The following is a 15,158-nucleotide window of genomic DNA, read 5'->3' as shown; positions in this document are numbered from 1 at the left end:
GTGGTTCCGGACTGCTGGACCGGGAACCGCCGGGGCTCGTGCGGCGTGGGCGCTCTGCCCGTCTGCGCGTACAAGACGGGCCCGACACGATGCTCACGGCCTGAAGGCGTCTCGGGCAAAGGTGCTTGCGGTGGACTCACGCACCAGTGCCGGGAACTCCGGCTGCACGGCACAGTAGTAGATATCGGACGACTGCTGCGGCAGGTAGGTGCGCAGGTCATAGACCGGGCGCGGGCTGGTCCAACTGATCCAGTATCTCCAGGAGACCGGGGCTGGATCGTTGCCCTGCGGAACCGGTCGCACGGGAACGGTGTAGGTTTCCTCGGCCACACGCAAAGGACCTTCCGAGATTACCGTATCAATTGGGACAATTGTTTCCTGGCTCCAGCCACCGATTGTGTGAGCCTCGTCGGTGTGCACCGTACCGTTGAGGTCGGTGTAGGTGACCAGCAGGGCAGTACCCGGCTCAAAGTAGTCCATGCCGTGTTCGCCGTGGGCGTACTCCCACCAGCGGAAGGCACCCGGCCACAGGGAGACGGTGCCGTTGGTCAGGTCCACATCGTACTCGTTCCAGCCCGGCGCCAGAGACGGGTAGTCGTCACGCGTCTGGTTCACGACGGGCCAGTTCACCGTCTCGGTGGGCATTCCCGGACCGACCAGTTGGCTTCCGTTCGGATCGGTCTGCGGGAAGGGACCGCGTCGATAGGCACCGGCGGTGTAGTTCGCGCCCCCGCACTTGACGATGACCGAGGTCTTCGGACCCGCGATGGGAGGATGGTCCACCCGGAAGGTCCAGGAGAACTGCTTCATCATGTAGCAGCTCCGGCCGTAGTACGGTGCCTGGCCGGTTCCGAAGCTGCGTCGCCAGAAGAGCTGGAGCGTGTTGTTGTTGCTCTGCGGTCCCCAAGGTCGCGCCTGCGTCGTTGGAGCTGCGACATTCCCGTTCCACGGGCCGGACTGCATGATCGCCGTCGGGCAGTCATCGTCGGCCTGCGAAGTGGTGATGCGGCGCAGGAAGGCCGAGTAGTTGGCGCAGACAAAGACGTCCTCGATCTTGTTGGCAAGTTGGCTGAAGCCGGCGTTGAACACGCAGCTTCGGTCCGACGGGTTCTGGGAGTTGAACAGCGGTGCCGAGAAGCGTATGCGCCCCAGGACCGGGTCGATTTCCATGCGCAGCGGCCGCTTCTGGTCGTTGGGCAGGGCCGCTGTGGTCGGCTCAATCAGCTCATACTCGTTCTGGCCGGCAGAGGAAGCACCGGCCGGGACGTACTGGCATGACCCCAGCCCACCGGCCGGAGCAGCGGGTCCGGACGGCCAGCTCGGCAAGTCCATGAACTGGTCGTCGTGCCGTCGCAGGCGCGGGATCACGACATACACACCGCGCTTGGCGTCGTAGTACTCACCGCGTTCGGGCTTGCCGGACCAGGTGACATCGTAGTACTGGATGTTGTCCGGCACGCCGTAGAGCTTGACGCCGATCAGGAAGCTCGCGCCGCCGGAACCGTGCACGTAGTCGGTACCGGTGACCCAGTCCAGGTCAAGGGAGTGGAACTCGCGGCGCAGCGCATCGGCGGTCAGTTCCTCGCCGGGCTCCGAACCAGGCATGCCCTGCTCAACCTCTGTCGGGTTCGTCGCGGGCAAGCCGGAGGGACGGATTCGCTCGTCATACTCCTGCGTCAGGAAGGCGATCTTGCCCCAGTTGTTCGTGCCGTTGAGGAGGTCCTTGCGGCGGAACCGCGCTTCGTAGATATCGTAGTTGCCCAGGTGACGGGCGTAGCCCGCGAAGAACACGCGGATCTGGGGCTGCGTTACGTCGCCGTTGGGATCGCCGCTGTTGGCGCTGTAGACAGTCGGCGGCAGGTACAGCATCGGGCTGATGTCCTTGACCGCCGAGAAGGGTCCCTGCGGGAACTTCTGCAGATCGACGAAGCCTGTGGAGGGGCCGGTGCCGTCGGGGTTCCAGCCAACGGCCGGGATTGGCCCAAGGCTGTCGACATCCCACAGCGTCCGCACGGTGCCACTCGGCTCGGACGGCTGCTTGGCCATGTCCAGAGGCAGCGGGCCACCGGCTACCGCGGTCTTCTTGCCCCCGGCGCCCCAGTACCAGGCTTCGAACACTGCCCGCTCGTTGCCGCGCGTGCCGGAGTGCCAGAAGGTCCAGTGCAAGGGCTGGCCGCCGCTGGCGTAATCGGGATCAAAGAAGCCTCGCACGCCCTCAGCGCGCTCCTGGTTCATCGTCACGTTGACGGGGGCGCTCCAGGTACCGGAGCCGGCATTGAAGGTGCTCTGTCGGACCACGCTGCGGAGGCCGCCACCGGCACGGTTGGTCGAGTGCCACACTGCGTAGGCGCCGCCCGCAGGATCGCGGTAGATGTCGGCAGGTCCGTTCTGAGCCAGCGTCGCAGTGCCGAGGTCGAGGGCTGAGACCCCACCATTCCAGGTGTAGTTCCGGTTCTCACCGGCCCCGGCAGCAGTCGCATTGGTGTAGATGAGGCTGCTGGGTGCATCCGGCGTAGCCCCGGAAGTGCGCATCCACAGGAACTGCATCCCGGACGGCTCGCCGCCGGCGTTCTGACGGAACCACAGCGTCGGAGCCGCATCCTTGTCCCCGTAGTCATTGAAGGGCAGTCGGGACTCGGAAACGCGCATCCTCGACTGGGCGACCACGTAGGGCTCAATCGCCTCGTCACGCACGGGGTCGAAGACCTCCTGTGCGCTCGTGGTCGAGTTGGCCGCCGTCGCCGGGTGGTAGAAGTCGAAGACACCGTTGTTGTTGGTGTCCTGATAGTAGATGAGGAGGTTGTTGTAGCGTCCGAGCACTTGGCCGTTTCCGATCACATCGGTGGCCGTCGGTGCAGCGCCGCCGTTCTCTGCCGTTGAGCCCGCACCTACCCGCACCGCGCCGCCTGTTGCCGCTCCTGCCGGCGCACTGGGCTGCGCGATCAGGGGCTGCCAGGGCACAGTGGAAGTCGGGATCAGCGGGTTGTAAGCGCCGCCGGGCATGTCCGGGAAGAAGGTCCGGTTCAGACCGAGGGCGATCGGGTTGCGGCTCCCGGCCCAACTGTAGGAACGGCTCCCCTGCAGCGCCTCGGGGCGCATGGCTCGGTACAGCGCGTTGTCCGCTGTGGTGTTGGCATTGAGCCCCAGCAGCGAGGGGAGAGTGTTGCCCTCGTTGCGGATCACGAACTCGCCCCAGTGAGAGACGTTCGCGGGGTCGGCCGCACGCGGGTCATTGTCGGCGATTGCAGCCCCGCCGTCAGGGGACTTCAGGTTGACGCCGCCGGCAGTGCGACCCAGGTCGGCCGCCTGGCGGTCCGCTGCGAGTTCGAGCAGCTTGAGCACGCTCAACTGCACGTCGAAGGGCTCGTACTCCTCGCAGGCCAGCATGTTGTGGTTGACGTTGTTGGCCGTCCGCGCGACAGCGGTGACCGTGCCCCCACAGTACAGACAACTGGTGGTACCGGCAGGCCAGATCGTCCCGCACCAGTTGCAGAAGACGTGACCCGGGCAACTGGGGTTGGCGCAGGCCCAGGCGTTCGGCGGGACGTCGCCGACAGCCTGACGCGTGCCGCAGTCCGGGCAGGTGTAGAACATATCCCACTGCCCGTTGTCGTTGTAGTCGTTGGGGTAGTCAAGCCCGGTGTAGCCGCGCGGGCTGATGGTCTGGTACAGGACGGCCTGACCACGGTAGCCCCAGTTGTTCGCCAGGTTGTTACCCGGTGCGTCGCCCGGCTCAGAGGATCGCTGGTACTTGGGCACCGCGATCGAGACCCAGAAGGGTCGACTGGAGGACTGGGGCAGGCTCTTGTTCACCGGCCCCATCTGGACCGCGTCATCGGGCAGTTGCGGTCGCAAGGTCGGCAGCGTCGAGGACCATTGCTGCGCCGGGGTGGTGCCCTGCTCCGCCACGATCATCGACTGCACCATCTGCCTATCGAGCCGTGCTGCGGTCGACCAGGGAACAACGGGGACGCAACGCCCGGCGGCCAGGCAGTAGGGGCACCAACTGTCGGAGTTGACCACGGAGTTCAGCGCAGTTCCCGGCGTACGTGTCAGCGGGTGCGGGAAGTACGGAAGGGTCCCGCCCTGCGTATCGACGAAGATGGCGCCGCAGCCTTCGGAACCGGCCACACCCGCCCAGCCCTCCAGGGGGCAACGGCTGATGCCGCCGTAGGAGGGAATCAGCCACGCCTGCGACGCGAGCGGCAAGGTCGCCGAGGCGTTGTAGACGGTGCAGCGGCAGCGGATCCAGTAAAGGTTCTGCATGGTGCCGATGGTGTCCGTCGACCAACCACCGGGCGGGTCGAACCGCATTGTGCGTCGGCCGAGGAGCTGCGACTGGAGCCCGATCGTGTGGTCTTCCCACAGGTTTGTGTTCAGGGGGCTCCACGCGCCGCCACCGGTGGAGTACTCCCACACGGTGGTCATATCCAGGGAGGCCGCCGCACGCGAGAAGTCCAGGATGAGGCCTGTGAAGCGCGAAGTGCCGCCGAAGTAGTAGGCGTCGTTGACCTGCGGCGTCCCTCGCCACAGGGTGATGTCATCGATGGTGGCGTTCCTGGCTTCGCTCGTCTGCTCAGTCACGTTCCCGGGGGCTACGCCCTGGGCCCAGCAGGCGCCGTCCACCAATACCGGGCTGCCGCTCTGCAGGCCCTGGTTATCGACTGTGAAGGGCCGTCGCTCCGTGATCGAGCCCGGTCTCACCGCACCATCCCGCGATCCGGCGATGCTGTCGTCGGCCAGAATCCGCGGGTAAGCGGAAGCTCCCATGTTAGCGGGCGCGTTCCGTGTAGGCTCCACACTGCCATGCCGGTCGGTCTCGTTCGTCGGACGCACGTTGGCACGGGTCGACATGAAGCGGCACACAATGGGATCGTAGACTGCGCCGTTCGGCGCGTTGGCATTGTAGGAGGCACACCCGTAGTTGGAGCCTTCACCGGCGCGATCGTACCACCATTCATGCAGTGGGCCGTTCGTGTTCGGCGGATCGTAGCGGAAGGCGTTGTTTGAGGCGCCACTACCGGACCAGGTCAGGTTGTTCAGGTTTGTGTTGCGCTGAGACCACTGCACTTCGACGCGCCCGACGCCGACCTCACCGGGCTGGACCACGATCGGGAAGCGGGTACGTCGGTTCAGGTTGTTGCTCCCGGCATGGACGTCGTCGGTATCAGTGACGCGCCCATAGGCCGGCGCTGCCGTGTCGGCGATGTCGAAGTGGACGCCGTCCATCGGCCACGAGAGCTGTGGCCAGGTCAAGGTGTCGAAACCGGCCAGAGTGGTCGGGTCGATCACTGCAGGACGATGGCCGTCGGCTCCGCCCGGAACGACGCGGCAGTTCGAGGCGATCCGGAAGGAGAACACCCAGGAGGCCGGCGTCAGATTCGAAGTGTCAGGATCCTGTCGCTGCGTCACCGCACAGCGCAAGGAACCACTGAGCGTCACGATGTAGAAGGGGTTGGAGGGTGGCGTGACGGTGCGGACCCCCGTGTCCATCTCGAGGCCGTTCATGCGGCTGTAGATCTCCAGCCGCCAGGTGTTCGTCGCTGGAACGGCACTGGTGCGCAGGACCGTGTAGCGGACCCAGTAGCGGTCATCTGAGGAGACGCGGTGCGGATTCACGGCGACCGCAAAGCCGTTGTTGATCGGGTCGATCCAGCGCTGTGCCATGGGATCGCCGTAGGCCTCGGAGACGTCGGCAAAGCCGTCACCTGCAGCCCCGCCGACCTGGTCGCCCTCAAGAGTGTCGTGATAGGCATAGGCGCGAGGCTCAGACACGCCCGGCGGGACGTACAGGAACCGCGCTCGCTGAAGGGTGAAGCCTCCCTCGTTGCCCGGAAGGGCTGTTCCCCCGGTGGTATCCCGCAAACCTCGCGTCTCGACGAAGACCCGCGACTGCCGAGCAGGCGGCGTGGATCCCGGCGTTGGTGGGGTCGAAGTCGGGATGAACCGGACGTTGTTCGGATGGTACGGACGGCCCATGACCGCGAAGTAGCGATCCACACCGGCGGCATCCTGGTAGTGGTAGTCGCACTGATCGGCAGCGTTCGCGCCGGTCATCTCGACGGTATCGATGACCCTGCGGAAGGTCGGCAGCAGCGAGATGGTCTGCAGCCCGTGGACGCCATAGTAGTCGGGGCAACGCACAGGAAGGCCACCAACCACGCCGGCCGAGGCGGACCAGCCGCAGAGCGGACAGGAGAAGGACCGCCGCATGCTGGTCATGTTCCAGCGGTGTGAGGCATCCGTCAGCGCCGGGGACGCATTAGGGTCTTCCATGAAGGTACGCACCTCGCCCGGTGGGGGCGTGGAGCATCCGACAAGGAACCCAACAGCTCCTAGTGTGATCAACAGCGCCAATGCACGCTTCATAACAACGCTTCCTCCAACCGCGGAGACATGGGTATTGCTTTGCGTTCTCACACACTCACCTCCGACCCACCACCAGCACCCGCCATGCTAACGATACCCAGCGCCCGTCCCCCTCGAACCCGCTGCGGGGTAATGTTACCGACATACAGCACGCAGATCGCAGTTTCGGTGCATCGGTCCGAGCTGCGCACCCGAACCGATAGGAGGCCGGCCGACTAGGGCCGCTGTACGGAACTGATCAGACTGATCGGCTCGGGCCAGGACGGCTTCCTCGGATCCGGAAGTCGGTCCCCGACCCAGACGGTGCCGTTGTACTCGCGGAACACCTCGCTGCCCAGCACCTGATCGAAGGAGAGCGCGTTCAGGTTGTTCGGCGTGAGGTTCGGCACAGCCCCGGCGTAGTTGGCAATCAGATAGCTACCATCGGGCAGCCGCTGGGCGCAGGTCGGGAAGAAGGCCTTCGTAAAGACCTGCCCGCCCGGCAAGGTGATGGTACCCTGTCCGGAGGCCACATACTCCGCCCGTGTGAAACCGTGGGACAGAGTGCCGCCGGTCAGCTCAAACTCATACAGGCCCATCGGGGCGCCCGGCAAGGGCGTGTAGCTTGAAGCCACTACCCACACGAAGGTGTCTGCCGGCGTGCTGGTCCCGAAGAGCGCATTGCCGTAGTTCACATAGCCGACTTGCCGGATATTCGTGAACTGCTCGTCATACAGCGCAGTCCACGCATTCCAGACACGGGCTCCGGCAGCGAAGGCGGGTGTACCGATGATTCCGATGGTGGCGCCCCAGACGGCCCCGGTCGGCTGGATCCTTGCGGGGTAGTAGTTGCCGGCGGCGTCCCAGTGAGGCGGCTCCACAATCAGCGGAGTGCGCCAGTTGCTGGCCGAGGCCAGGTATCCCCACAGTTCCCCGGTCTGCGGGTCGAGAATGGGCTGCGCAGTCTGGTACTCCAACTGCACGAACTGGCCGGGCTCTCCGGTCGGCACGGCGGAGGGGCTCACGACATAGGCCTCATCGGTCGCGGTGCTCCAGTAGAGGTTCCAGTTCCCGGTCCCGGCCGGTTGGTTACCGGCGGCGGCGGTGTGGGGCTCGATGCACCGGTAGCAGGTGGTCCCGACCATGGACAGGCTGCCGAGAGCATAGTTGGTCCCAGCGGTCCAGGGGGCGGTGGTGACCACCGTAACGAACTCGACGATGCGCTTGTAGCCCGCATCTGCGACCACGGTATGGCGGATGCGGGTCACGCCGTCGCTGGTCTCATAGCGCCAGGCATCGGTCGGACGGTCGAGAAGCAGCTTGGCGCCGCTTCCGGCCCCCGCGCTCCACTGGACGTTGCCGTCCTGGTCCAGCTCCATGACCTGACTGAGGCCCGAGTCGACCACCAGGTAGTCACCGTTATCGAGGCGAGTGCACTTCGCCAGGTGCCCGAAAGTGCGCACTTGGCCGGAAGTGGTCACGTAGCCCACGAGCGTCCGCGCCGGCTTCGAGCCCACGCACTCAATCACCCGCGAGCCTGCAGCGATGACCGTGCGTTCGGTGGCCATCGCACTCACATAGCCCTGGGTGGGTGCTGTGTCTGGCGCATCGGTAGCGGAGGAGGCGACGTAGGCCGTGTCGCCGACGACCGTCACCGGCGCACGGACGATTGGCACGATGTCGGCGGCGCTCGTCCAGGCCGGCTGAACCAGTTGGCCGCTGGTGCCGCCGGTCACCGGGTCCCAGTTGAGGGCGAGCAGGGTGTCGCGAACTGAGGCTGCGCCACCCGGCGCCACGAAGCTGTTGCTGAAGTCGGGGTCAAACCCGTCGGTGCCCAGGAAGAGCGTCCGACCGGCCACGGTCGGCGTGGCCCGTGAGAGGCCGAACTCCACCGGGACTTGATGTCTGTCCAGGGACAGGCTCAGACCGGGATTGGGTATGCGCACGAAACCGTTGACGTCGGGCTGGTAGACGGCTGGCAGGTTGCTCGGCCGAACCCAAGAGATCGACGGCTCGTGGAACCCGGTGTAGGACACGATCACTTCGAGGCCGAGGGCGCTGATGTCGGTCCCGGCGTCGTAGCTGCCGTTGCCGTTCACGTCCACGTAGGCGCTGCGCAGGTCGAGCCAGCCGTTGGGCAGCAAGGCGTTGTAGTTCACGCCATTGAGAGACAAGGCCATGGTTGGCTCGCCGGCGACGACACCCAGCACCCGCGGGTTGTCGCTCAGGTCGGGCGTATCATCCGGCAGCATGACCACCGGGCTGGCACCGGCGCCGGAGGGCGCCCAGACGACCGGGTAGTGGTTGAGCTTGATGAAGCCGGAGGCGTAGACGAAATCGTGCGCCGGCGGGAAGACGTGGAGCTCCTCACGCCAGGTGGGGTTCGGTGCCCCGTCGTCGGCCCATTGTGTCACCACGGCCTTGCCCGCAACCGTATCGGCGGAGATCGTCATGTCCGTCATGAGCGGCACATTGTGGGCCGCTATCGTGGGCACGCGCAGGACACGCGAGAACCTGTCGACCTGGTACGCACTCGGCCGCAGGCAGCCCTGGGGGCTGTTCAGAGCACTGAACTGCTCCAGCAGCCACACCCGCGTCGGGCTGTCGTCTGTGGGGTCGGCCTGTGTGCCGGTGCCCGCTGCGACCGCTCGGACGCGCACGGTGTCGGCTACCCCGGGACCGAGGTGCACCTGGTAGTCAACGTCCCCGCGCAGGCCCATCAGGGCACTAAGGCTGGTTTGCGGAGCCAGGCCTCCCCCGCCAAGGGGCCACAGAGTCGAGGCGACTGCCAGGGTGCTGGCATCGCCTGCAACGCCGGACAACGTCATCCCCTGAGACTCCTGGCCACCTATCCCTGCCGTCGTTCGCGGGAAGGCTGCTCGCGGGTCGACCTGCCATCTCAGGGCACCGCTGTCCAGCTCGAAGCCGCTGATGCGTCCGCTGGGCTCCACGGCGCCAAGGGTCGCTGTGACCGGAGGGTTGGCCCAGGTGATGGGAGGGATCGTCGCACCGATCGCGAGGTTCCCCTGTGAGAGCGTACTCCCCGCGGGCTGCTGGTTGTGGGGATAGGTCCGCATCCAGCGCACCGGGCCGGGAATCTCGTAGGTCTGCCACGCGGTGTTCCAGGCGGGGTCATGTACTTCAATGTCGCAGCCGGCCTGGAGGGCCAGCCGATCATCGCTGTTGGCGGCGGTTGCGCTCCAGTTGGCCAGGAGCTGGCGGATCCCGCCGTTGCTGGCGGCATCCACGCTCTCAAAGCGCGCGAGGCTGGTTCCGGTAGGAACCATCAGCGGCGGCTCATTGCCGGCAGGGTCGCCGGCGCGACGTGCTGCATCGATGGCGGTCGCCGCCGTGTTCAGCCGCACGCGGTAGTAGTCGAGGTTGATCCGCGGTGTCAGTGCCTGGTCAAGAGGCGTCGGCACCAGCGCGATCTCACTGCCGCCTCCACGGTCGAGCACACCATTCCACTCCGAGGTCTCGTAGGCCCCGGAGGTCTGATTCCAGACGAAGGAGATCGGTGTACGCACTACTGCCACGGCATCCAGCACCGTCGGGTTATTGGTAGCGGTCTGCAGGTTGGCATTGGAGGTGACGATGGGAGCCGGCGTATGCAGCGCAGGCATCTCGGTTCCGGAGCCGGTGCCGACTGCGGCGACCCACAGGGGATCGTTGAAGCAGGGCAGACTGCGCTGGTTCTCGCCCGCCTCCGTGGGGTTCGCCGGTAGTGAAGCGCCTTCCTGGATGTTCCCGTCGCGGTCGAGATCGCGGTCGGGGTAGACCCACTGCGCACCGTTGTTTGCGAGATTGCCGCCTGTTGCCAGGTCGAGGCACCAGACGCGTCCGTAGGTGCGATCGAGGTTCACGCCGGTCGAGTCGGAGAGGTTCGAGTCATACTCGGAGACGGCCACATACACCCAACCGTTATGGATGACCGGCGTCGAGACATCGCAGACGCCTGCAGTGCCGCCGTTGTAGGAGGGGAGGCTGGTTGACCAGACGGGGGCACCTGTCCCAGCATTGAAGCAGTACACGCTTCCGGCGGCTCCACCGCTACTGGAGATCGGGCTTGTGGCGCAGACCACCACCGGAGTGATGCCGTAGGGCGAGGTGCTGGTGTCGACGAGGTTGCCCACCGACACCGACGCGCTCTTGGGGCTCTGCTGCGCGTTGAAGCTGTAAGTCCAGACGACGTCGTAATCGCTTCCTATCGAGTAGTCAACGATCCCGTCGTCCTTGTTGCCGTCGCTGTCGAGATCGCACTCCGGGTTGGCGTCGAGGCAGACCAACTGCGCCGCACCATTGCCTCGGCCCGTCGCCACATAGACGCGTCCGTTGTAGACCATCGGAGCGCCCATCACGGGGCCGAAGTCGACTGTTCCGCCACCGGGTGCAGCGCGGTCGAAAGCAGGGAACTGCCACTTGATCTGCACCGGGCTGCGGCTGAGGGAGACTGCCGCTCGGCCACCGTTGGAGGCCTGCTGCCGGTACTGGAACATGCGCGCCAGGGCGTTGTAGACGAACTTGATGCTCGGGCTGTTGCCGGCCGGTGCGGAGCGGGCCACCCGCACCCAGTTGGCGACCTCGGCTCCGACATTGCCGCTGGTGACGAGGATCGCGCCGCCACCGTAGGGCATCATCATGGCGGAGTACCCAAGGTGAGCGCCGGCCGCATTCATGGCTTCAAGGAGGGGCTCGAAGGCCACATCCATGACCTGCCCGGCATTCGGCCATACCACGCCGATGTCGCCGCTGCCGATGGTGCTGATCTCACGCTGGGACAGCTTGAAGGGTATGTTGAACAGGTCGGAGTTATAGTTGCAGGCGAGGTGGTCGCCCACGGTACCGATGTTGCCGAAGTTGAAGGGAACGGGATTGCCGCCCCCAGTCGGGTAGGTTCGAGGCGGCTGGAAGCGAGTAACCGAACCGCCGGCGTAGTCGACCCACAGCAGAGCGCCGTTCTCCACCGCCGAGATCAGGGCATCCTCTTCATTGCGCGTCGTGTTGAGGGCGCCGCTCACAGGTACGTATATAAGGTCCATGCCCATGACACGGCGCACACCGGCCCGCGGAACAACCCAGTAGACAGGCCAGGTCTTGAGGATCGGCGTACCGTTGGGAAGCCCCCGGTAGGTGATTGCGGCGTCCAGTTCCACTGGTGCCAGAGGGTTGGAGAAGCTCCATCCCTCCGGGCAGAAGGGGGCGTTCATCAGGCTCACGAAGACCAGGGGGTTGTCCTGGCCGGCGAGGTCCAGTATGCAGGCTTTGATGTCGCGCACCCCGGCTGGTGAGCTGTACGCGACCGGGGATGCGGTCGCCGGCACCAGGGCGGAGACCAGGGCGATGAGGATGAGGCTGAAGGGCAGCAAGCGCCCAGTGACTCGCATTACCATCTACCTCCGCAAAGGCACAGCACGAAATGCGCAAGATTAGCCGGCCTGGGAGCCCCCGCCGCGATCCGGCTACAACCGCCTGGCACGGCCGGTACGTCCGATTCCCAACCAGCGCCGGTCTCCTGCCCGAGTATCACACTGCTACTCGCGTGCGGCCCCCTTCGGCCCCAGCACGCCCCAGCTAGGACCCTTCACCGTAGAAGATGAGATCCTTGCTAACCGGGAGCACCGGGAGCAGAGGCAGATTGGCCTGGTTTGTCCACGGGACAATCCCGGCAGCGGCGTTGGAGGAGCGAAGGTTGCCAGATACCGTCGTGGTAGGCTGATCGCGCGGCACCCGCAAGCTCTCGTCGTACTCATAGCGGATAGTGTTCCATGCCCAGGCGCCGCCGGCGGTCAGGTATGGCCACGCCCACTTATCGGACCAGTCGCGAACCATCTCAGGCTCTGCATGGAAGCACTCGCTGATGGCGCCACGCACGCAGATGTCATAGTTGTAGCGTCGGAAACGCCGTGCCATGTCCCCCGACTGCCGGTTGTCGAAGTAGTTACCGGGGATCACGAACCAGCAGCCGTTCTCCGCGTAGATGACCGCGTTGACCTTCGCATGGATGGACCCGCGAGGATTCCCGGCGGCGTCCGTCTCGTACACCTTCCACTTCTTCAGCCAGTACTCCGTCGAGCCCATGCCGATGGTGCTGATGTTCGGGTCTGCCGGGGAGATCGCCACCGACTTCAGGACCGCCGGCTCACCGTTGGACAGATCCGGGTTCAGGTTCCACGGCACGGTCGGGTTGACGCTTGGCGCGTAGCTCGGCTGGCTCCAATTGGGCGTGAGGGCCGTGTCAACATTGGGGGCCGGCGCCAGGATACCCGTCTGAGCCAGGAAGAACTTGGTCGGATTCAGCCCACCGAAGTTGTGGGTGCGCCACGAGGCCACGCCGGTACCCATGTTGGTGTCGTAGACACTGAGGCCGAGGGCAGCCGGTCCCGGGTCCATCGCGGCATGGATCGCGGTCAGGTTGACCTGCGTGTTGCCGAGGTTCACCGGCTCGCCGAGGACGAAGTTGCTGTAGGCCGACCCGGAGGTCTCAGGCGACAGCACATAGTGCTGATCGGCGCTCCTGGGGTTCATCGGGTCGTCGGGGGCAGCCGCCACGTCACCCGACACCGCCTGCGGCACGATCCGCGAGGCGTTCAGACACACGCAGTCGCGTGCCAGCAGTGCGACGTGGGTGTTCTGCTCGTCGGGAATCGCACCGGCCGGATCCGTCGTGGCCGGATCGCCGTCGTCGCGACCCAGTGCGTCCTGCGGCGACAGGAGCTGCCCGTCGATGTAGATCGTGCCACCCGAGACGATGGTCAGGTTGTAGTCCCGGCCGTTCCCGCTTGCCCGCGGGGGCAGCGTTCCGTGGATCCGCAGGTTGCCCTGGGAGTAAAGGACCTGGTTCGCATGACGCTCCGCGTACGGAGGCGGCACTGCGACTCCAGGCTCGTAGCCCGGGTAGTACACGTACATGGTCTTCTCGCCGGAGTCGACGATCCGGTTATTGGTTGCATCCCAGTACTGCCAGTTCCGGTCGTGCCGCGTGAGGCGAAGTCCTGGTTCCTGGCGCGCCGGGTTGTAGTTGGGCCACCAGATCTCGTTCGGCTGCGGGTTCGCCCGCGAGCTGTCAGCCATCGGCTGCGCCTGCGGAGACAAACGGCCGAAGTCGAGCGTAGCATCGTAGGTCGGGAACACCGTGACCTCGACGCCGGGCGGCGTGTACAGGGTCTGCAGCGGGTTCCAGCCGGAGTCTGAGTCCGGATACTGTCCACTGTGCGGCAGCCGCATCCAGTCGCCGATCAGGGCGTCCAGGTTGTGGGAGCCGTCCTTGTCAACGAACTGCACCTCGGAGGCGTTGTCGACGTAGACGCCGAGGCCCTGGCCGATGCGGCCGAGGTTCACAGCCTGGCCCGTCGCCGTGTCCGTGACCACCGAGCCCGAATCGCGGGTGAGGTCCAGGTAGCGCTGCAGGCCCTGCCCGGTCGCGGCCTCCGGCGGAGTCAGCCGGCGGGTTGCCCGGGAGAAGCCGTTACTGTCGATGGCTGTCTCGCCGTCCATGACCTTGCCCTGCACGGTATCGAAGGCCGGCCCGGTCGGCGCGAGAGCGGTAGCGGCACTGAGGGTACCGGTGGCATCCCGTGTGTAGACAGCGGTCGTCGGCGCAGTACCGGCCTCGACGATCCCCTGGGCCTCGGCGGTATCGGAGCGCAGGTAGCCACCGCCCATGATGCGCGGGTTCACACCCGGAACCTCCGGCGTGGCAGGTACGTTCGTCGGGCCGTCGGTCAGCACGAAGCGCGTGCTTGCACCTGCTGCGTCGCTCGGGCTGTTCACGTTGCCGCCCACGAGCTGCAGTTGCGTGTTGAACTTGAGGGGGCCGTAGAAGGACTGGAACAGCGTCTCGGCGCCACCGTTGTTGAGCATGTCGATGCTCGGGCTGAAGCCGATCTTGGCGGGGCGTCCCGTCTGGTCCTTGTCGGTGACGAAGAGCGTGTAGTCGGTCAGGCCAATCGGCTTGTAGGCGACCAGGTAGCGGAACACGGGCACGTCCTGATCGACAACGCCGACCGCCTCAATCTTGATATACTTGCTCATCGGGTCCGGCGTCGGGGCCGTGCCGTCTTCGGGCTCGTAGGGCGGATCGGGATCGTAGGTGACCCGCACGAGGATGTGGCCCTTGCCGCCGAGAGCACCGACTTCGGTGGGCAAGGTGACGGCGGCCGGCTTGCTATTGATGTCGGGGATCCGGAAGAAGCCCAGGCGGCGATAGCGTGCACTCGGATCGACCAGCCCATGCCAGCCGTGGCTGCGCTCGAACTCGCTGTAGTAGTCGTCTGCAGTATCGGCGGCGCCGGTGGGGTTCCCCGCGTTCAAGGTAAGGTCCGCACCGTAGCAGCCGTAATCGACACCGTTGGTATCCTGCACCGGGGGAACCGGCCAGGTATCCGGATTGGTGTAGTCGAAGCACCGAGGATCGCTCGTGTCCAGGATGAGCGGGCGGAAGGGCGGGCGCCAGTCCGCGCCCTCAGGGCTGTGATTGAGGTTCTCGTTGCACCAGCGGATGCCGGCCTCAGCGAGGCTCTGGGCCGCCACAACGTCGCTGCTCCGCGCTGACTGAGCCTGGTTGTAGCTGACAATGGCTACAAAGAGGATGCCGGTCAGCAGGATGACCATCATGAGCAGGACGGCGACCATGAGCGCCTGGCCCTGTTGGTGGTTTCCTGGGTACTTCGTGATCATTCGGAGCATTAACTCTCGCCTCCGCCGGGGGCACCGCCCCTACTGGCGACTCTGGAGCTTTCATGTCTGTCTGGGTCGAAGTGCCCTCTTGCTTGCGACTGCCCTACCTCTACCCCACCTGGCTCACTGAGAGC

3 protein-coding genes are annotated in these 15,158 nt (G+C 65.7%); all 3 read right to left on the bottom strand.

What is annotated here, in order from left to right; translation table 11 throughout:
* Nucleotides 1–93 precede the first annotated feature (93 nt).
* Complete coding sequence (locus ABFE16_10695; GenBank protein ID MEN6345761.1) at nt 94–6,276, bottom strand: hypothetical protein; 6,183 nt, start codon at nt 6,274–6,276, stop codon at nt 94–96.
* A gap of 308 nt (nt 6,277–6,584) precedes the next feature.
* Nucleotides 6,585–11,732, bottom strand: a complete 5,148-nt coding sequence (locus ABFE16_10690; protein MEN6345760.1) for a hypothetical protein — start codon at nt 11,730–11,732, stop codon at nt 6,585–6,587.
* Nucleotides 11,733–11,919: 187 nt separating this feature from the next.
* The gene (locus ABFE16_10685) at nt 11,920–15,033 is read right to left on the bottom strand and encodes a hypothetical protein (protein ID MEN6345759.1); all 3,114 of its coding nucleotides are present in this window, start codon (nt 15,031–15,033) and stop codon (nt 11,920–11,922) included.
* Nucleotides 15,034–15,158: the final 125 nt, after the last annotated feature.

Source organism: Armatimonadia bacterium (genome assembly GCA_039679385.1).
GTDB lineage: Bacteria > Armatimonadota > Zipacnadia > Zipacnadales > JABUFB01 > JAJFTQ01.
This window is presented reverse-complemented; position numbering and strand designations above follow the sequence as displayed.

What these genes read in the sequence shown, in the direction of transcription:
- ABFE16_10695 (MEN6345761.1), bottom strand. Translation starts at nt 6,276, where the DNA reads ATGGAAGACCCTAATGCGTCCCCGGCGCTGACGGATGCCTCACACCGC.
- ABFE16_10690 (MEN6345760.1), bottom strand. Translation starts at nt 11,732, where the DNA reads ATGCGAGTCACTGGGCGCTTGCTGCCCTTCAGCCTCATCCTCATCGCC.
- ABFE16_10685 (MEN6345759.1), bottom strand. Translation starts at nt 15,033, where the DNA reads ATGCTCCGAATGATCACGAAGTACCCAGGAAACCACCAACAGGGCCAG.